Source organism: Leisingera coralii (assembly GCF_049056525.1).
In the GTDB taxonomy this organism is placed as follows: domain Bacteria; phylum Pseudomonadota; class Alphaproteobacteria; order Rhodobacterales; family Rhodobacteraceae; genus Leisingera; species Leisingera coralii.
On sequence record NZ_JBHUPT010000019.1, the window covers coordinates 33331 to 53157 of the forward strand.

The following is a 19827-nucleotide window of genomic DNA, read 5'->3' on the forward strand; positions in this document are numbered from 1 at the left end:
GGCAGCCGAAACCTGACCTGTGCCGCGCGAGGACCCCGGATGCCTGCCACCCCTGCCGAGAACCGCCCCACGACCCGCAACGTCCTGTTCATCATCATCGACCAGCTGCGTGCGGATTGCGTGTTCGGCGCCATGGCAGAGCATGTGGAGCTGCCCAACATCCGCGCCTTCATGCAGGAGGCGGTCTCCTTCAAACGGCATTTCTCGGTCACCAACCCCTGCGGGCCGTCGCGGGCCTCGATCCTGACCGGGCAGTATGCGATGAACCACCGCTCGGTGCGCAACGGCACGCCGCTGCGCCATGACACGCCGAACATCGCCACCGAGATGCGCAAGGCGGGCTATATGCCGATGCTGTTCGGCTATACCGATACCTCGCAGGACCCGCGCGCCTATGATGCCAACGACCCGGCGCTCAGGACTTATGAGTTCCCGATGAACGGGTTCCACGAGATGACCGAGATGCGGCTGGAAATGTCCTATCCGTGGCAGTCGCATCTGATGAACCGGGGCTATGAGTTCGAAAACTACTGGGATGTCTACAAACCGGTGTCCCCTGATGGCGGCGCGCCCCGGCTGAACGACCCGGCGCTTTATGCGGCAGAGGACAGCGACACGGCGTTCCTCACCAACTCCTTCCTGGGCAAGATGACCGCCTATCAAAAGGAAAGCTGGTTTGCCCATCTGACCTATATCCGCCCGCATCCGCCGCTGGTGGCACCGGCGCCCTACAACACCATGTACGACCCGGCCTCGCTGCCGCTGCCGGAGCGGCTGGATACGTCGGAGCAGGAATGCGCGCAGCATCCGTTCTTTGATCCAGCACTGCGCAAGAGTTCCATTGCGGGCTTTGTCGAGGGCTTCCCGGACCTGGAGCCGACGGATGACAACATCCGCACCCTGCGCTCGGTGTACCTGGGCCTCGCCACCGAGGTGGACCATCATGTCGGGCGGGTGATCCAATTTCTCAAGGACACGGGCCAGTACGATAATACAATGGTGGTCATTACGGCAGACCACGGCGAGATGCTGGGCGACCGGCACGCCTGGGGCAAGATGACGGTTTATGACGCCGCCTATCACACGCCGCTGATCATCCGGATGCCGGGCAATGAGGGTAATGCCGGCACCTGCCTCACGCAGATCACCGAGTCCATCGATGTAACGCCAACCATTCTGGATTGGGTCGGGCAGGAGATCCCGAATTCGATGGACGGCCGGTCGCTGCTGCCGCTGCTTCGCGGGGACGTGCCGCAGGACTGGCGGCAGTATTCCTTCTCGGAGCTGGATTTCTCCGAACCGTTGAAGCCGACGCTGTGGCAGAAGGCGCTGGGCACCTCGGCAAGCGACAGCTGCCTGGCGATCCTGCGCGACGGCCGGTTCACGCTGGTGGAGTTCGCCGCCGACCTGCCGCCGATGCTGTTTGATGCTGAGGGGCAGGGGGAGCTGGCAAACGTGGCCGGGCAGCCGGAGTATGCCGCCGATCTCAACCGGCTGACCCGGCTGATGCTGCGGCACCGGATGAAGAACATGGACCACACGCTGTCGCTGATGTCGATCACCGCGGACGGTGCACGGGGCGTTTCCCGCTTTGCGGGGCAGCGGAGCTGAGCACAAGCGGGGGCAACGCTGCCGGAATACCGAAAGGCCCGGTTCGGTCTGGATACCGGACCCTTCACGGTTGATGCGGGTTAAACGAACCAGTCTTCAGCCTGCTGATCGCTTGATTTGATCCGTTTCAGCCAGGCGATCTGCAGCGGATCGCCGCCGCCTTCACCGCCGGAGCCTCTGCCGCCGGTGACTTCGGGAATTCTTTGGTTGGCTTGACCGCAATATTCCCACACATCCGTGCTCCATCCTAGATCTCTGATTGCAAGGGAAATTCTGTTTGCCTGACCAGCTGGCCAGTCCGGCCTTTGCGAAAGCGCATTTTTGCTCAGGCCGGGGTGGCTGTTGCAAATCATTCTCAATTTCATTGACAGTTGAGAATGATTTGCAATAACGATGCGTCAAAGACATCTTCAAAACGGAGAATCGGATGCTTTCGAACCTGCTCAAGACGGTTTCCGCCGCCGCGGTTGCGGCTGTTGCTGCCAGTGCTGCCATGGCTGAAGACAAAATGAAGGTGGTCACCACCTTTACCGTGCTGGCCGACATGGCTGCCAATGTGGCGGGGGATGCCGCTGAGGTCGTCTCGGTCACCAAACCGGGGGCGGAGATCCACGGCTATGAGCCGACTCCGCGCGACATCGTGCGGGCGTCCGATGCCGACCTGATCCTGTGGAACGGCATGAACCTGGAGCTGTGGTTCGAACAGTTCCTGTCGAACCTGAACGATGTGCCCTCTGTCACCCTGACCGACGGCATCGACCCGATCCCGATCGCAGCCGGCTCCTATGAGGGCAAGCCCAACCCGCACGCCTGGATGGGCTTGGATAACGCGCTGATCTATATCGACAATATCGTCGAGGCTTTTGCCGAGCACGACCCGGAAAACGCCGCGATCTACGTCAAGAACGCAGGCGAGTACAAGGACAAGCTGCGCGCCACCATCGAGCCGCTGCGCCGCGCCATTGCGGAAATCCCCGAGGACAAGCGCTGGCTGGTGACCTGCGAGGGCGCCTTCAGCTACCTGGCCCGCGATTTCGGCATGAAGGAACTGTACCTGTGGCCGATGAACGCCGACCAGGTCGGCACCCCGCAGCAGGTGCGTTCGGTGATCGACGGCGTGCGCGCCAATGACATCCCGGTGGTGTTCTGCGAAAGCACCGTGAACACCGCCCCGGCAGAGCAGGTGGCCCGCGAAACCGGCGTGACCTATGGCGGCGAGCTTTATGTCGACTCCCTCAGCGAGGCCGATGGCCCGGTGCCGACCTACCTGGACCTGCTCAAAGTCACCTCCCAGACCGTGGCCCGCGGCCTGACCGAAGTGACCAACTAAAGCCGCTGTTTTTCATATCCAAGTGCCCCGCAGCGGAAGTTGCGGGGCGTTTCATTTCACAAAACACAATTTCTGTGTGTAACTCTGCGGGAAAGCCCAATGCTTGATGCCAGCGAGACCCACATCATGAATACCAGCGCCGCACCAGCGGACGGCGGGATTGCCGCACAGAATGTCACGGTCACCTACCGCAACGGCCATACCGCGCTGTGGAATGCCAGCTTTGGCATTCCCCGCGGCACGGTTACGGCGCTGGTCGGGGTGAACGGCGCGGGCAAATCGACCCTGTTCAAGGCGATCATGGGGTTTGTCCCGGCCGCGCAGGGCGAGATCCGCATCCTCGGCATGACCGTCAAGGAGGCGCTGCGCAAGAACCTGGTCGCCTATGTGCCGCAGTCGGAGGAGGTCGACTGGGCCTTCCCGGTGCTGGTCGAGGACGTGGTGATGATGGGCCGCTACGGCCACATGGGTTTCCTGCGCCGCCCCAAGGCTGCTGATCATGAGGCCGTCGACCAGGCGCTGCGCCGGGTCAACATGCAGGACTTCCGCCACCGCCAGATCGGCGAGCTGTCCGGCGGTCAGCGCAAGCGGGTGTTCCTGGCCCGCGCTCTGGCGCAGGACGGGCAGGTGATCCTGCTGGACGAGCCATTCACCGGCGTCGATGTGAAGACCGAGGAGCAGATCGTCGCCCTGCTGCGGGAGCTGCGCGAGGAAGGCCGGGTGATGCTGGTCTCCACCCACAACCTCGGCAGCGTGCCGGAGTTCTGCGACCGCACTGTGCTGGTCAAGGGCACGGTGCTGGGCTACGGGCCGACCGAAACCACCTTTACCCGCGAAAATCTGGAACTTGCCTTTGGCGGTGTGCTGCGCCATTTCACCCTGGGCGGTGAAAAGCTGCACGAGGACGGCGACACCCGCGAGGTCACCATCCTGACCGACGACGAGCGCCCCTTTGTCCAGTACGGCGAAAAGACCCAGACCAGCGAGAGCAGCGGCGAGGGCGGGGGCAAGCCGTGATGGAATACCTGCTGGAGCCGTTCACCTACGGCTATATGACCAATGCGATGTGGGTTTCGGCGCTGGTGGGCGGCGTCTGCGCCTTCCTGTCCGCCTATCTGATGCTCAAGGGCTGGTCGCTGATCGGCGACGCGCTCTCGCACTCGGTGGTGCCTGGCGTGGCGGGCGCCTACATCCTGGGCCTGCCCTTTGCGCTGGGCGCCTTCATCGCGGGCGGGCTGGCGGCAGGGGCGATGCTGTTCCTGTCGGAACGCTCCGGTCTCAAGGTCGATGTGATCATTGGCCTGATCTTCACTTCCTTCTTCGGTCTTGGCCTGTTCATCGTCTCGATCAGCCCGATGTCGGTCTCGGTGCAGACCATCACCATGGGCAACATCCTGGCGATCACGCCGGAGGATACGCTGCAGCTGGCGATCATCGGCTTTGTCTCGCTGGCGGTGCTGCTGGCGAAATGGAAGGACCTGATGGTCACCTTCTTTGACGAAAACCATGCCCGCACCATCGGGCTCAGGCCCGGGCTGCTCAAGGCGGTGTTCTTTGTGCTGCTGTCGGCGTCGGTGGTGGCGGCGATGCAGACCGTGGGGGCGTTTCTGGTGATCGCCATGGTGGTGACGCCGGGTGCCACGGCCTATCTGCTGTGCGACCGCTTCCCGCGGCTGATCATGGTGTCGGTGCTGATCGGCGCTGCCACCAGCTTCCTTGGGGCATACGCCAGCTACTTCCTGGACGGCGCCACCGGCGGCATCATCGTGACGCTGCAGACGCTGATCTTCCTGCTGGTCTTTGTCTTTGCCCCGAAACACGGGCTGCTGGCGGCCAAGCGCAAGGCGCGCGAAGCGCTGAAGCGCGGCCCCGCCGCACAACAGGAGGCAGCGTGATGGATCTCGATACCCTGCTGATGCCGTTCCAGTTCGCGTTCATGCAGAACGCCTTTTGGATCTCCATGATCGTCTCGGTGCCCACGGCCCTGCTTTCCTGCTTCCTGGTGATGAAGGGCTGGGCGCTGATGGGCGACGCGGTCAGCCACGCGGTGCTGCCGGGGATCGTGCTGGCCTATGTGCTGGGCTTCCCGCTGATCATCGGCGCCTTTGCCGCCGGCATGCTGTGCGCGGTGGCGACCGGCTTCCTGGCGGGCAACAGCCGGGTCAAGCAGGACACGGTGATGGGGGTGGTGTTTTCCGGCATGTTCGGGCTCGGCATCGTGATGTACGTGGGGCTGGAGACCAACGCGCATCTGGACCACATCCTGTTCGGCAACATGCTGGGGGTGGAGCCGGATGAACTGTGGACCGCGGGGATCATCTCGCTGGTGGTCGGCGCGGCGCTGGTGCTGAAGTGGAAGGACCTGCTGCTGCACAGCTTCGACCCGGCGCAGGCGCAGGCTTGCGGCCTTCCGGTCACGGTGCTGCATTACGGGCTGCTGGCGGCGCTGTCGCTGACCATCGTGGCAACGCTCAAGGCGGCCGGGCTGATCCTGGCGATCGGTCTACTGATCGCCCCCGGTGCGATTGCCTTCCTGGTGGTGCGCAAGTTCAGCACCATGCTGTGGGTTGCCGTGCTGGTCTGCATGTTCTCGATGCTGGCGGGCACCTATGCCAGCTTTTTCCTCGACAGCGCGCCGGCGCCGACCATCGTGCTGATCCTGACCGCGCTGTTCATCCTCGCCTTTGTGCGGCGGCTGTATCTGACGCATCGCAGGTCGATGCAGCGCGCCATGGACTCCTCCGGCGGCGCGTGAGTCACGCGGTTCCGGGCCTGGCCATCTCCAACAGCCACTGCCGCACCAGTTCCGCGTTGGGAACCAGGTCCTGGGTCTTGGACCACACCAGGTAAAAGCCCGCGCCGGTGGTCCAGGACCATTCCTTGCGCGCGGCCAGCAGCCCTTGCTTGATCAGCGGCTCGGTCACATGCTGCCAGCCGAACGCAAAGCCCTCGCCTGCAATTGCCGCCTGCAGCACCAGCGCATAATCATTGAGGCGCATGCCCGCGGCCGGCGGCCGGCCTTTGACCCCGAAGTGCTCGAACCACTGCTGCCACCTGGGGCGCTCGCGGATCGGTTCCTCCAGATGGATCAGCCGCTCGTGCAGCAGGTTCGGCACCGTTGCCAGATTGACCGCCGAGGCCATCACCCGCGGGCTGGCCACCGGAAAGATCACCTCCGGCGCGATCAGGGCCGAATGGCAGTCCGGCCAGTTGCCGTCGCCGCGCCGCACCGCCAATGAGATGCCTTCGGTATTGATGTCCGGCTCCCGGTCGGAGCTTTGCAGGCGCAGGTCGATATCGGGGTGCGCCTCGTGCAGTTGGGCCAGCCTTGGCATCACCCAGTAGTATGCAAAAGCCGAGGAGCAATTGAGCGTGACATGGTCGTTGCGCCCGAACTGCCGCACGGCCTTGGCGGAGGAGAGGATGTCCTCCAGCGCCTTGGAGACATCGGTGTAAAGCCGCATCCCCGCCCCGGTCAGCTCCACCTTGCGGTGGCCGCGGCGGAATAAAATAACGCCCAAAGACGCTTCCATCTGCTTGATCGCTGCGCTGACGGCAGGCTGCTGCACGTTCAGTTCCTCCGACGCGCGGGTGAATGAACCGTGCCGGGCGGCGGCCTCGAAGACGATCAGGTGGCGGGGGCTGGTGAGGAGCTTCCAGAGTTCTTGCATAACTGTGAATTATCCAAATCATCAGATTTTTCAACCGTCACAACGCGGGCCGCGGAGCTTATCGTTACGCAGCTTTTGAACACTGGAGACCCCCATGGCCCGACGCGCCCGCGCCTCTCGCGATAGAAACACCGCCCCCGCGGGCGCCCCGGCATCGCCCTTTATCCAGCGTACGCTGCCGTTCTTCGACGTGCTGGACGAGGAAAAGCTGGTCCGGCTGGAAGCCCAGGTCGACTGGATTTTCGAGGATGTCGGCATCGCCTTCCGCGACGATCCCGAAGCCTTGCGGATCTGGAAAGAGGCCGGCGCGAAGATTGACGGCGACACCGTGCGTGCCGATGCCCAGTGGATCCGGGCTCTGTGCGCCAAGGCGCCGCGGGAGTTCACCCAGCTGGCCCGCAACCCGGCGCGGTCGGTCACCATTGGCGGCACCAATCAGGTCTTCGCCCCGATCTATGGCGCGCCGTTTGTGCGCGACCTGGAAGGGGGGCGGCGCTATGGCGACATGGCGAGCTTCGAGAAGCTGGTGAAGCTCACCTACATGCATCCGAACCTGCATCACGGCGGGTTTGTGATCTGTGAGCCCTGCGACGTGCCGGTCTCCAAGCGCCATTTCGACATGCTGTTTGCCCATATGACGCTGAGCGACAAACCGCATCTGGGTGCCATCACCGAGATGTCCCGCGCGCAGGACAGCGTTGACATGGCCGAAATCGTCTTTGGCAAGGATGTCATGGACAAGAACTGCGTGATCATGGGCAACGTGAACACCAACTCGCCGCTGCTGGTCGACAAGGTGGTGACCGAGGCGGTGCGCACCTATTGCGCCCGCGGGCAGGGGATTATCGTTGTGCCGTTTATCCTTACGGGTGCGATGGGGCCGGTTTCCACCGCGGCGTCGGTGGCGCAGGCGATGGCGGAGGCGATGATGGTCTGCGCCTTCAGCCAGATCGTGCGGCCCGGCGCGCCGTTTGTGCTGGGCAACTTCCTGAGCTCCATGTCGCTGAAGTCCGGTGCGCCGACATTCGGGATGCCGGAGCCGGTGATCTCCAACTACGCCATCGGCCAGCTGGCGCGCCGCGCCGGGCTGCCGTTGCGCTGCGGCGGGTCGCTGACCGCGTCCAAGATCGAGGATGCGCAGGCCGCCTATGAGAGTGCCGACTCGATGCATTCCACCATGCTGGCCGGGGCCAACTATGTGCTGCATTCGGCGGGCTGGCTGGAAGGGGGCCTGTGCACCGGGTTCGAAAAGCTGATCATGGATGCGGACCGGCTGGGCTCCTATCAGAAGGTGCTTTCGCAAGGTCTGGACACCAGCGACGAGGCACTGGCGCGCGATGCCTATGGCGAGGTGGAGCCGGGCGGGCATTTCCTCGGCTCCGCCCACACCATGCGCAATTACCAGACCGCGTTTTATGAGCCGAAACTCAGCGACAGCGAGAATGTCGAGAGCTGGGAGGAGGGCGGTTCCAAGGACATGCGCCAGCGCGCCTATGAACGCTGGAACAAGATGCTGAACGAGTATCAGGCGCCGCCGATGGATGAGGCGGTGAAAGAGGAACTGGCCGCCTATGTCGCCCGCCGCAAGGAGGAGATCCCGGATGCGTGGTACTGAGTTAACCCTTTCTTCACGCATAAGTTCAGCTGATGCAGGATGTGCCGGATTGCCCCGGCACCCCCTGTGCACCCCCCGTACACCCCCTGTGCACCCCTTTGGTGCCGTTTGCCGCAATTCCTGCGCCTTGCCCCAGATCTGAGGACAAACCCATGTCAGACAATTTTGCCCAATCGACGCTCAACATCCACAAGGAGGAGAGCACCGGCGACAAGAAACTGCCCACCCACGCCAAGGCGGTGATCATCGGCGGCGGTGTGGTTGGCTGCTCGATCCTGTTCCACCTGGCCAAATTCGGCTGGAAGGACGTGGTGCTGCTGGAACGTGACGAGCTGACCTCCGGCTCCTCCTGGCATGCGGCGGGGCAGATCCACACGATTTCGTCGGACCCGAACATCTCGCGCCTGCAGAGCTATACCATCGACCTGTACAAGGAGATCGAGGAGACCTCGGGCCACTCGGTCGGCCTGCACATCACCGGCGGGTTTTATCTGGCGTCGAACAAGACCTGGTACGACTATCTGAAGCGCGAGCGCTCCAAGGCGCGTTACATGGGGCTGAACCAGGAGTTCATCAGCCCCAAGGAAGTGGCCGAGCGCCATCCGCTGATCGACCCGAAGCATTACCACGCGGCGCTGTGGGATGATCAGGACGGCGATCTGGACCCGTCGGGTGCGACCTACGCATTCGCCAAGTCGGCCAAGGTGCACGGAGCGCAGTATTTCACCCATACGCCGGTGACCGCGACCACCCAGCGCCCGGACGGCAGCTGGGATGTGACCACCCCGCGCGGGGTGATCAATGCCGAGCATATCGTGAACTGCGGCGGCCTGTGGGCGCGGGAGGTTGGCCATATGCAGGGCATCAACCTGCCGGTGCAGCCGATGGAGCACCATTACCTGATCACCGACAAGATCGACGCGGTGGCCAACCACCCGACCCGCCTGCCGGCCGGTATCGACTATGAGGCCAACATCTATTTCCGGCAGGAGCGGCAGGGGATGCTGCTGGGCACCTATGAGCCGAAGGGGACGCCGTGGAAGGTGGGCGGCACGCCCTGGGATTTCGGGCACGAACTGCTGCAGCCGGATCTGGACCGGATTGCCGACCGTCTGGAGATGTCGTTCGAGCGCATCCCGGCGATTGGCGAGGCGGGCATCAAGGATATGATCAACGGCCCCTTCACCTTCGGTCCCGACGGCAACCCGATGATCGGCCCGGTGCCGGGCATGAAGAACTACTGGTGCGCCGTGGGCGTGATGGCGGGCTTCTGCCAGGGCGGCGGCGTTGGTTTGACCATGGCCGAATGGATGATCGACGGCGAGCCGTCCATCGACGTCTGGGCGATGGATGTGGCGCGGTTCGGCGAGTTTGCGACCCCCGACTGGGGCACCGTGAAGTCGACCGAGAACTACGAGCGCCGGTTTGTGATGACCTTCCCGAACGAGACGCTGCCGAAGGGCCGGATGCAGAAAACCACCGCCTTGTACGACCGGCTGGTCGCCAAGGGCGCGCGGATGGGGCAGGGCTTTGGCCTGGAGAACGCGCTGTGGTTTGCCGACGGGCCTGAGGACGCGCATGAGGAGCCGACATTCGAGCGCAACCGGTCGCATGATTATGTGGCGCGCGAGGTGAAGGCGGTGCGCGAGGCCGTGGGCGGCATCGAGGTTGCCAACTTTGCCAAGCATGAGTTCAAGGGCAAAGGCGCGCGGGCCTATCTGGACCACGTGCTGGCGGGATACGTGCCGAAACCGGGCCGCCTGACGCTGACTCCGATGCTGACCCCCAAGGGTAAGCTGTACGGCGATCTGACCGTGGCGTGCCTGGGTGAGGAGCATTTCATGCTGTTCGGCTCCGGCGCCATGCAGGAGGCGCACCGCCGCTGGTTTGAGAAGGACCTGCCGGAGGATGTGAGTTATCAGAACGTCTCGGACGACTGGCACGGCATTGCGCTGTCGGGGCCGAAGTCGCGGGAGCTGCTGCAGCGGATCAGCCGTGAGGATGTGTCGGGTGAGGCGTTCAAGTTCCGCGACCTGCGCCAGACCTTCGTGGGCGGCGTGCCGGTGATCCTGAACCGGATCAGCTTCTCGGGCGAGCTGGGCTATGAGATCTACTGCAAGCCGCAGTATCTGCTGCGCCTGGCGGAGGCGATCGAGGAGGCCGGTGCGGATCTGGGCTACCGCTGGTACGGGGCGCGGGCGCTGATGTCGATGCGGCTGGAGAAGGGCTGGGGCGTGTGGACGCTGGACTTCCGCCCCGATTTCGACGCGGTGGAAAGCGGCATGGATGTCTTCATCAACTGGAAGAAGGATTTTGTCGGCAAGGAGGCCGCGCTGAAGGCCAAGGAGGCCGGTGCAAGCCGCAAGCTGGTCACCATGACCATTGATGTGGACGGCATCGATGTCTCCAACGACGAGGCGATCCTGAAGGACGGCGCGGCGGTGGGCTACATCTCCTCCGGCGGCTATGCGCATCATGCAAAGGCGTCGATGGCGATGGGCTATGTCTCGGCTGAGCACGCCGCGGCCGGCACTAGGCTGCAGGTCGAGATCCTGGGCGAGATGTATGACGCCGAAGTGCTGGGCGCGCCGGTCTACGACGCCAACGGCGCCAACATGCGCGCCTGATCAAAGCAGGGGAGCGGAAACCATGACCCAACCCATGCGGAAGCTCCCCGAAGCGGTGCAGGCCGTGCCGGCCTGCCGCTGCATCTTCCTGCTGCTGCCCACCTTTTCGCCGCTGGACCTGTCCAGCGCGGTGGCAGCGCTGGAAGCGGCGAACACACATGACGGGTCCGCGCGCTATGACTGGCGCGTGGTCAGCGAGGACGGCCTGGCCGTCACCGCGCCCAACGGGCTGAGCGTGGCGGTGGACGGCGGACTGCCGGAGCTGGCGCGCGGCGACATGATCTTTGTCTGCGGCGGCCAGGGGCAGGAGCCGGGCATCTCGCTGAAGGTGCTGGGCTGGCTGCGCAAGGCGCAGCGGATGGGGGTGACCCTGGGTGCGCTGGGCGGCGGTGTGCTGGCGCTGGCGCGCTCCGGCCTGCTGGCGGGGCGCGAGGTTTCGGCCCATTGGGCACTGCGGGCGATCCTGGCCGAGGCGCATCCTGATGTGGAGGTCAGAAGCTCGCTGTTCACCATGGAGGGCAAGCTGATCACCTGCGCCGGCGGCACCGCAACCGTCGACATGATGCTGAACCTGATTTCGGAGCATCACGGCGCCGCCGTGGCAACCGGGGCGGCGGACCTGATGGTCTGCTCTTCTGCCCGCAAGGGGAGCCAGGATCAGACGGTCTCCGAATACGGCCGGACCGGCGTGCGGCATGAAAAGCTGGCGGCTGCGCTGAGCCTGATGCGCAGCAACCTGGAGGAGCCGCTGACGCCAGGGGGCATTGCCGATCTGGTCGGGCTGTCGGTGCGGCAGCTGGAGCGGCTGTTCTCGAAATATCTGCAGACCACGCCCAAGGTCTATTACACAAGGCTGCGGCTGGACTATGCGCGCAGCCTGCTGCTGCAGACCAACATGCGGATCATCGATATCGCGCTGGCGTCGGGGTTCAACAGCCAGACCCATTTCGCCAAGGTCTACCGCCGCTATACCGGCAAGTCGCCGCATCAGGAGCGGCCGTTTTAAGCGGGTTCGCGCAAGGGGGCCGGGCTGAAGGCCAGCCCGGCCGCGAGGACACGCAGGGGAGTCAGAGGCCGAGGTCGCTGAGGCCCGGATGGTCTGCCGGGCGCGGGCCCTGCGGCCAATGGAACAGGCGGTCGTCTTCTGTGATTTTCAGGTCGTTGATCGAGGCGAACCGGTGCGCCATGCGGCCATCTTCGGCAAATTCCCAGTTTTCATTGCCATAGGAGCGGTACCATTGGCCGCTGGCGTCGCGCCATTCATAGGCAAAGCGCACGGCGATGCGGTTGCCGGTGAAGGCCCACAGCTCCTTGATCAGCCGGTAGTCCTGTTCGCGTTCCCATTTGGCGGCGAGGAAAGTCTGGACCGCCGCGCGTCCGCGGGGGAACTCTGCGCGGTTCCGCCAGATGGTGTCCGGCGTATAGGCCTGGGCCACGGCCTCAGGGGTGCGGCTGTTCCAGGCGTCTTCGGCGGCGCGGACCTTGGCAATGGCGGTGTCGCGGGTGAAGGGCGGTAGCGGGGGGCGGGGAGCTTCTGTCATGTTTGTTTACCGATCTGTCAACTTGCGAAAAGAGGGTGAACTGATCGGTAAATATATTCAAGTGGGGGATTTTGGATTCTGCCATGCCCGCATGTGTAAAGTCTTGGGGTGAGGCGCGGAAAACCTATGAATTCAAGACCATTAGCTTGACCTTCGCTGCGGAAATAATATTTACTGATCGGTGCAGAAACTAGCCCGCGGGAGCGCCAATGCGGCCCAATAAACGTGCCGAGCTGATTCGAAAATCGCTGGATCTGTTCTATGGAAACGGATTTCACGCCACCGGGATGGACCTGGTGGCGGCGGAGACCGGGGTGTCGAAAACCTCGATCTACAAGCATTTCCGTTCCAAGGAGGAGCTGATCCTGGCGGTGCTGAAGTTGCGGGACGAGGATTTCCGCAACTGGCTGTACCAGCGGCTGGAGGCACGGGCGGATACTGCGCGCGGCCGGCTGGAGGCGCTGTTCGATGTGCTGGAGGAATGGTTCGGGCAGCCCGGGTTCCAGGGCTGCATGTTCATCAAGGCCAGTGCCGAGTATCAGTCGCCGGAAGATCCGATCAACAAGCAGGCGGCGGAGCACAAGCGGCTGTTGCAGGAGCATTTTGCCGGCCTGGCGGCCGAGGCCGGCGCCCGCGATCCGGAGGTGCTGGCCCGTCAGCTGATGGTGCTGAAGGAGGGCGCGATTGTGCTGGCCGCCCTGACCCACAGCAGCGCACCGGCCCGGGATGCCCGCGCGGCGGCGGCGGCGCTGATTGACCGGGCAATTTCCTAGCTTTCAGGCAGTCGGCGCTGCCGGTGCGGTGCCTGGCGGCGGGCTTTCGCTCATGGGTTGCATAACCGCCGTCCGCGCCGGAGTGATGCGCGGCCCGGGCCCGGCTTGCGGGCAACACTCCGCCCTGTCTGCGCGTCAGGGCATGCTGCACGGGATGGCGGCTGCCGCGGCAATCCTGTATTCTGGAGGCAACATACGCCAACGGAGTACAGGCCGAATGACGCCCTTTTCCATCGCCGGCATCCAAATGCACGTGGACGCACTGCATTCGAATGTCGACGCAATGATTCACCGGATCGACGTGCTGATGGCGCGCTTCCCCTGGACACAGATGGCCGTGTTCAGCGAACTGGCGCCCTACGGGCCGCTGACCAAACATGCGCTGCCGCTGCATAACGAGGCGATCGAGCGCTTTTGCGCCGCGGCGGTGAAACACGGGATCTGGGTGGTGCCGGGCTCGATGTTCGAGGTCACGGACTCCGGCAAGATCTTCAACACCTCCTCGGTCATCAATCCGCAGGGCGAGGTGGTGGCGGTCTACCGCAAGATGTTCCCGTTCCGCCCGTATGAGCAGGGGGTGGAAGCCGGAACCGAATTCTGCGTGTTCGATATTCCGGAGGTGGGCCGCTTTGGCCTGTCGATCTGCTATGACATCTGGTTCCCGGAAACCACCCGCCAGCTGACCAGCCAGGGGGTGGAGGTGCTGCTGCATCCGGTGCTGACCGGCACCGCCGACCGGGATGCCGAGCTGTCCATCGCCCGCGCGACCGCGGCGCAATTCCAGTGCTATGTCGTCGACGTCAACGGCCTGGGCGCCGGCGGGGTGGGCCAGTCCTGCATCATCGATCCGTCTGCCACGGTGCTGCACCAGTCGGGCCGCCACGAGGACATGTTCCCGCTGGAGCTGGATCTGGATCAGGTGCGCCGCCAGCGCGAAATCGGCCTGAAGGGGCTGGGCCAGGTGCTGAAAAGCTTCCGCGACCGGGAGGTGGATTTCCCGGTTTATGACCGCGCCAGCGGTGCGGATGGGTACCTGCACACGCTTGGGCCGCTGGAGATCCCGGTGCAGGGCTCGCAGGCGGGGCTGAACGCCCGCGCGCCGGGCGACGAAGCAAACGGGTTTGCCGAATTGCATTCAATACACTACGCTGAAAGAAAAGCGGGCGGTTGATCAGTCTCATTTTCCAGTAGCCAGAACCGGCTGATCTCCCGTTGATAATCAGTAAGGGAGGTGCCTATGCAAGCAATGGGTGACTATTACTCGGCGATCCAGCTGCGTCATGACCAATGGACAACGCTGAGGGAAGTGACCGAAGCCCTGGCCAGTGCCCGAAAACCGAAACGTGAAGCAGCGCTCGTGACGAATGTCCGGGCGCTGTTTGATTTACTGGGCCCGATCGAGACCTACTGGGCCTTTCCCGGCGTGCAGGCGTTTGAACAGCTGCGGCGCCAGTTCGAGCACGGCAATTACGCCGATGTGGCGTTTTCCGTGCAGCGGATTTGCCGCGCCCTGTCCACCGGCGCCTACCGGCGGCGGCATGTGCCGCTGGACCGCGACTCGGCGGATGCGGACGAGCATGAGGACGAGGTCATCCAGCCGCCCGAGGCGCGGGCGCTGGCCAAGCCCTATTTCGAGGTGCTGGTGGTCGACAACGTCAACGAGCACCAGGAGCGCTGGCTGCACAGCAACTTCAAGAAGATGCGCCGCCCGGAAGATCAGTTTCATTATGAAACCGTGGTGGTGCCAAGCCTGCAGGACGCGCTGATCGGGATCCTTTTCAATTACAACATTCAGGCGATTGTGGTGCGGCCGGGCCTCAAGTTCGACTCGCAGATGGAGATGTCGCTGCTCACCCGCTACCTGGACTGGGCCGGCGGCACCGAAGGGATCGAGGCGGTCCGGTCGCACGACCACGGCCCGGCGCTGTGCCGGTTGGTGGCGAATGTCCGGCCCGAGCTGGACGCCTATCTGGTCACCGACCGCTCGGTCGAGGAGATCGCAGGCCATGACCTGGGGATCTGCCGCCGGGTTTTTTACAACCAGGAAGATTTCATGGAGCTGCACCTCAATATTCTGAGGGGGGTGCAGGCACGCTACAAGACTCCGTTCTTCACCGCGCTGGTGGAATACTCCAAACAGCCCACCGGCGTTTTCCACGCGATGCCGATCAGCCGCGGCAAGTCGGTTTCGCGCAGCCATTGGATTCAGGACATGGGGGCGTTTTACGGCTCCAACATCTTTCTGGCCGAAACCTCCGCCACCTCCGGCGGGCTGGACAGCCTGCTGGAGCCGCATGGGCCCATCAAGCAGGCGCAGGAGCAGGCCAGCCGCGCCTTCGGGTCGAAACAGACGTTCTTTGCCACCAATGGCACCTCCACCTGCAACAAGATCGTGGTGCAGGCGCTGGTGCGGCCCGGCGACATCGTGCTGGTGGACCGCGACTGCCACAAGTCGCACCACTACGGGCTGGTGCTGGCGGGGGCGCAGGTGGCCTATCTCGACAGCTACCCGCTGCATGAATACTCGATGTACGGCGCGGTGCCGCTGCGGGAGATCAAGCACATGCTGCTGCACCTCAAGGCGCAGGGCAAGCTGGACCGGGTGCGGATGCTCTTGCTGACCAACTGCACCTTTGACGGCATCGTCTACAACGTCGAGCGGGTGATGGAGGAGTGCCTGGCGATCAAGCCGGACCTGATCTTCCTGTGGGACGAGGCCTGGTTCGCCTTTGCCCGGTTCAGCCCGCTGTACCGGCAGCGCACCGCGATGAACGCCGCCAATGTGCTGCGCGAGCGGCTGCGCAACGAAGCCCATGCCAAGGCCTGGGAGGAGCAGCAGAAGCAGCTGAAGGATGCCAGCGAGGAGGACTGGCTGAACACCCGGCTGCTGCCGCCGCCGGATGCGCGGGTGCGGGTCTATGCCACCCAGTCCACCCACAAGACGCTGACGTCGCTGCGGCAGGGGTCGATGATCCATGTGAACGACCAGGACTTCAAAGGCGAGGTGGAGGTGAGTTTCCACGAGGCCTACATGACGCATACCTCGACCTCTCCGAACTACCAGATCATTGCCTCGCTCGATGTGGGGCGGCGGCAGGTCGAGCTGGAAGGCTTCGAATTTGTGCACCGGCAGGTGGAAGCGGGCATGGCGATGCGGCGGGCGATCATGACGCATCCGCGGCTGAGCAAATATTTCAGGATCCTGACCGCCGCGGACATGATCCCGAGCGAGCACCGCGAAAGCGGGCTGGAAAGCTATTACGATCCCGAGCGCGGCTGGTCTGACGTCTGGGACAGCCTGGTGCATGACGAGTTCGTGCTCGACCCGACCCGGGTGACGCTGGCGGTGGGCGGCACGGGCTGGGACGGCGACACGTTCAAGACCCAGATCCTGATGGACAAATACGGGATCCAGATCAACAAGACCTCGCGCAACACGGTGCTGTTCATGACCAACATCGGCACCACGCGCTCCTCGGTGGCCTATCTGATCGAGGTCCTGGTGGAAATTGCCACGGATCTGGACGAATTGCTGGACGATGCCTCGATGATGGAGAAGCGCGGGTTCGAGAAGCGGGTGTCCAACCTGATGCACGACCTGCCGCCGCTGCCCGACTTCAGCCGCTTCCACGATGCCTTCCGCTCTGCCCCGGAAACCCCTGAGGGCGATATCCGCTCGGCGTTCTTCCTCAGCTATGAGGAAAACAACTGCGACTATCTGGAGCTGGACGGGTCGGTCAAGGCGGCGATGGAAAGCGGCCAGGAGGTCGTCTCAGCCTCCTTCATCATTCCATATCCGCCGGGGTTTCCGATCCTGGTGCCGGGGCAGGTGGTGAGCCAGGAGATCCTGTCCTTCATGCGCGCCCTGGATGTCAGCGAGATCCACGGCTACCGGGCCGACCTGGGGCTGCGCGTGTTCACCGAGGAGGCCTTGAAACAGCAGGCCAAGGCCAATGCTGCGCGGCTGAAGCTGAACGCGGCCCGGCACAAGATATTCTAAAGGGAGAATGGTATGCCATCTGCAGTACTGAACAATATCTCTGAAATACGCCGGCACTTCCATCGCAACGAAGACCCCGTGTACTTCGTCTCGGCAACCAATTTCAACCTGCTGGGCCTGGATGAATGGTGTAAGAATTTCAAATACATATGTTACATTGACTGCTACGGCGGCAAGCATCCCAACGTGTTCTGCCCGTCCGAGCAGCCGCATGCGGAATTCCAGTCGATCGAGGATATCAACAACTACCTTCTGCAGCACAAGGAGGTGGTCGAATGGATCAAGGCGCGCGGCGGCAAGCCCAAGTTCGTGTTCCTGATGTTCGACGAGGAGACCGAGCGGCTGGCCAAGGAGCTGGGCGGCGAGGTCTGGTTCCCCAGCGCCAAGCTGCGGCAGAACATGGACAACAAGATCGAAACGGTCCGGATCGGCAATAAGGCGGGGGTGCCCTCGGTGCCGAACGTGCTGGCGGAGGTGAAGGATTACGAGGATCTGAAGAAGACCTGCGAAAAGGCGGGCATCGGCCATGACGTGGTGCTGCAGTCCGCCTTTGGCGACAGCGGGCACACCACCTTCTTCATCAATTCCGAAGCCGATTTCCGCCGCCACGAGCATGAGATCGTCGGCGAGGGCGAGATCAAGATCATGAAGCGGATCGACTGCCGCGGCTCGGCCATCGAGGCCTGCGCCACCAAGGAGGGCACCATCGTCGGGCCGCTGATGACGGAGCTGGTCGGCTTCAAGGAGCTGACGCCTTACCGCGGCGGCTGGTGCGGCAACGAGATCTTCTCGACCGCGTTTCCGCCCAAGACCCGCGAGCGGGCGCGCGAGCTGACCTTCAAGTTCGGCGAGCAGCTGCGCAAGGAAGGCTACCGCGGCTATTTCGAGCTGGATTTCCTGATCGACAAGAAGACCGGGGATATCTGGCTGGGGGAATTGAACCCGCGCATCACCGGTGCGTCGTCGATGACCAACCACGCGGCCTTTGCCCATGCGGATGCGCCCTTGTTCCTGTTCCATCTGCTTGAGTTCTCGAAGAAAAAATTCAAGCTGGACGTGGAGGAGCTGAACAACCGCTGGGCCGATCCCAAGATGATCGACAGCTGGTCGCAGATGGTGATCAAGCACACCGAGGACTCGGTGGATATCGCCACGGAGGTGCCGGAGACCGGCATTTACCGCATGGCCGAAGACGGCAGCGTGCAGTTCGACCGTTTCGATTATCACCGCCGCGCGGTCGAGAGCGAGCAGGAGGCGTTTTTCCTGCGCATCCTGCAGCCGGGCGATTACCGCTATGAAGGCGCCGACATCGGCATCCTGGTGACCCGCGGCCGCTCGATGACGCCGGGGTTCAAGCTCAATGACCGCGGCAAGCGCTGGATCGACGCCATCAAGAGCAATGTCAAAGCACGGCCGCTGCCGATGCAGGAGGCGGGGCCGGTGGTGTCCGACCCTGCCTTCAAGATCATGTAGACCCCGTGAGGGCATGATCATCCGCTGGCGCGCCATCGACGAACCGCAGCCTGGCCAGAAATGGGCCGGGCTGTTCCAGGAGTTCTGGCCGGACTACCACAAGTGGTGGATCCGCGAAGGCCCGGAGGCGCGTCCGGGCTATCTGGACAGCGTCAACGCGCTGAAGACGCATATGCCGGAGCTGCTGCCGCTCTATGAGGAGCTCTGCGATCTGGCGGGCGGGGCGGATCATGCGGCGCGGTTTCTCAGCTTCTACTGCCCGCCGCCGTATCTGTCGGCCTGCTCCCAGGCGCTGTGGCCCGGCCCCGATCCGGTGCTGGTGCGCAATTACGACTACAGCCCGCACGCCTTTGACGGGGTGGTGATGCGGACCGAGTGGCTGGGGCGCACGGTGCTGGGCACCAGCGACAGCCTGTGGGGGCTGGTCGACGGCATCAACGATGCCGGGCTGGCGATGTCGCTGACCTTTGGCGGCCGCCGGGTTGTCGGCGAAGGCTTCGGGGTGCCGCTGATCCTGCGCTACGTGCTGCAGACCTGCGAGACCGCCGAGGAGGCGGGTAAGGCCCTGGCGCGCCTGCCGACGCATATGAGCTACAACGTCACCGTGGTCGACCGCTCCCGCAAGTTCCTGACTGCCTTCATGGCGCCGGACCGCAAGGCCGTGCTCAAGCATGTGGGGGTTGCCACCAACCACCAGGAGAAGGTGGAGTGGGACAGCCATGCGCGGTTCACGGCGACGGTCGAACGGGAGCGTTTCCTGCTGCAGCGGCTGACGCTGCATGTGGAGCCGGAGGAGAAATTCATCGGCGCCTTCCTGAAGCCGCCGCTGTATTCCTCCGCCTTCAGCGAGGGCTTCGGCACGCTGTACACGGCGGTTTACAGACCCCGGAAGCTGGAGATGGAAATCCGCTGGCCCGGCACGGTCTGGCACCTGCCGCTGTCGGCCTTCGACGAGCGGACACTGGCCGTGCAGGTGCCGGTGTTTTAGCCGGACGCCTCCTGTTTGCGCACTGCGCAAAGGCGTATTCTTCCTTGTTTTAGTGACTGTTAAGCGGTGCGCGGCCGGTCCGGGCCGGCGCGCCTGCACCGGATTTGACTGACCATCTGCGCACGGGCGGCCGGGCGGTCCAATCGGGGGGGGGCGGCACCCGCGCAGCGGTACTGCAGCCGGCTGCACGCTCCGGGA

At 63.8% G+C, this 19827-nt stretch carries 16 protein-coding genes; 13 read left to right on the top strand and 3 right to left on the bottom strand.

Annotated elements, in window-relative coordinates:
- The first annotated feature begins 39 nt into the window (after positions 1-39).
- Positions 40-1611, top strand: coding sequence for an alkaline phosphatase family protein (locus tag ACFMBG_RS08010; protein WP_421054184.1), 1572 nt, complete (start codon positions 40-42; stop codon positions 1609-1611).
- A gap of 80 nt (positions 1612-1691) precedes the next feature.
- Here the strand turns inward: ACFMBG_RS08010 and ACFMBG_RS08015 are convergent, their stop codons facing one another.
- Positions 1692-1976 (bottom strand): hypothetical protein, encoded by a 285-nt coding sequence (locus tag ACFMBG_RS08015; protein ID WP_421054185.1) that lies wholly within the window; start codon positions 1974-1976, stop codon positions 1692-1694.
- 62 nt (positions 1977-2038) lie between these two features.
- Between ACFMBG_RS08015 and ACFMBG_RS08020 the strand changes: the two genes are divergently transcribed.
- From ACFMBG_RS08020 to ACFMBG_RS08035, 4 genes are all read left to right on the top strand, one after another.
- Entirely contained in the window at positions 2039-2941 is a 903-nt protein-coding gene (locus ACFMBG_RS08020) for a metal ABC transporter substrate-binding protein (protein WP_421054186.1), read from the top strand.
- Positions 2942-3040: 99 nt separating this feature from the next.
- The gene (locus ACFMBG_RS08025; RefSeq protein ID WP_421054187.1) at positions 3041-3958 is read left to right on the top strand and encodes a manganese/iron ABC transporter ATP-binding protein; all 918 of its coding nucleotides are present in this window, start codon (positions 3041-3043) and stop codon (positions 3956-3958) included.
- Complete coding sequence (locus ACFMBG_RS08030) at positions 3958-4836, top strand: metal ABC transporter permease (protein ID WP_421054188.1); 879 nt, start codon at positions 3958-3960, stop codon at positions 4834-4836. The genes ACFMBG_RS08025 and ACFMBG_RS08030 overlap by 1 nt, the downstream gene beginning before the upstream one ends.
- Positions 4836-5696 carry a metal ABC transporter permease gene (locus ACFMBG_RS08035; protein ID WP_421054189.1) on the top strand — a complete coding sequence of 287 codons (861 nt, stop codon included), beginning with the start codon at positions 4836-4838 and terminating at the stop codon, positions 5694-5696. The genes ACFMBG_RS08030 and ACFMBG_RS08035 overlap by 1 nt, the downstream gene beginning before the upstream one ends.
- Position 5697: 1 nt before the next feature.
- Here the strand turns inward: ACFMBG_RS08035 and ACFMBG_RS08040 are convergent, their stop codons facing one another.
- Positions 5698-6612, bottom strand: a complete 915-nt coding sequence (locus tag ACFMBG_RS08040) for a LysR substrate-binding domain-containing protein (RefSeq protein WP_421054190.1) — start codon at positions 6610-6612, stop codon at positions 5698-5700.
- Positions 6613-6706: 94 nt separating this feature from the next.
- On the opposite strand from ACFMBG_RS08040, the gene ACFMBG_RS08045 reads away from it, so the two are divergent.
- From ACFMBG_RS08045 to ACFMBG_RS08055, 3 genes are all read left to right on the top strand, one after another.
- Positions 6707-8227, top strand: coding sequence for a trimethylamine methyltransferase family protein (locus tag ACFMBG_RS08045; RefSeq protein ID WP_421054191.1), 1521 nt, complete (start codon positions 6707-6709; stop codon positions 8225-8227).
- A 152-nt stretch (positions 8228-8379) separates the two neighbouring features.
- Positions 8380-10854: a GcvT family protein gene (locus ACFMBG_RS08050; RefSeq protein WP_421054192.1), complete on the top strand. Its 2475-nt coding sequence runs from the start codon at positions 8380-8382 to the stop codon at positions 10852-10854.
- 22 nt (positions 10855-10876) lie between these two features.
- A complete protein-coding gene (locus tag ACFMBG_RS08055) occupies positions 10877-11860 on the top strand; it encodes a GlxA family transcriptional regulator (RefSeq protein ID WP_421054193.1) in 984 nt (327 codons plus the stop codon).
- A 61-nt stretch (positions 11861-11921) separates the two neighbouring features.
- Here ACFMBG_RS08055 and ACFMBG_RS08060 read toward each other — a convergent pair whose 3' ends face one another.
- Positions 11922-12395 carry a nuclear transport factor 2 family protein gene (locus ACFMBG_RS08060; protein ID WP_421054194.1) on the bottom strand — a complete coding sequence of 158 codons (474 nt, stop codon included), beginning with the start codon at positions 12393-12395 and terminating at the stop codon, positions 11922-11924.
- A 209-nt stretch (positions 12396-12604) separates the two neighbouring features.
- Here ACFMBG_RS08060 and ACFMBG_RS08065 point away from each other — a divergent pair, with 209 nt between their 5' ends.
- The 5 genes from ACFMBG_RS08065 (at position 12605) to ACFMBG_RS08085 (ending at position 19629) form a co-directional block, all read left to right on the top strand.
- A complete protein-coding gene (locus tag ACFMBG_RS08065) occupies positions 12605-13168 on the top strand; it encodes a TetR/AcrR family transcriptional regulator (RefSeq protein ID WP_421054195.1) in 564 nt (187 codons plus the stop codon).
- 217 nt (positions 13169-13385) lie between these two features.
- Complete coding sequence (locus ACFMBG_RS08070) at positions 13386-14339, top strand: carbon-nitrogen hydrolase family protein (RefSeq protein ID WP_421054196.1); 954 nt, start codon at positions 13386-13388, stop codon at positions 14337-14339.
- A gap of 66 nt (positions 14340-14405) precedes the next feature.
- The gene (locus tag ACFMBG_RS08075) at positions 14406-17168 is read left to right on the top strand and encodes an aminotransferase class I/II-fold pyridoxal phosphate-dependent enzyme (RefSeq protein ID WP_421054197.1); all 2763 of its coding nucleotides are present in this window, start codon (positions 14406-14408) and stop codon (positions 17166-17168) included.
- Positions 17169-17180: 12 nt separating this feature from the next.
- The gene (locus ACFMBG_RS08080; RefSeq protein WP_421054198.1) at positions 17181-18641 is read left to right on the top strand and encodes a biotin carboxylase; all 1461 of its coding nucleotides are present in this window, start codon (positions 17181-17183) and stop codon (positions 18639-18641) included.
- A 13-nt stretch (positions 18642-18654) separates the two neighbouring features.
- On the top strand, positions 18655-19629 hold the full coding sequence (locus ACFMBG_RS08085; RefSeq protein WP_421054199.1) for a C45 family autoproteolytic acyltransferase/hydrolase: 975 nt from the start codon (positions 18655-18657) through the stop codon (positions 19627-19629).
- The last annotated feature ends 198 nt before the right edge of the window (positions 19630-19827 follow it).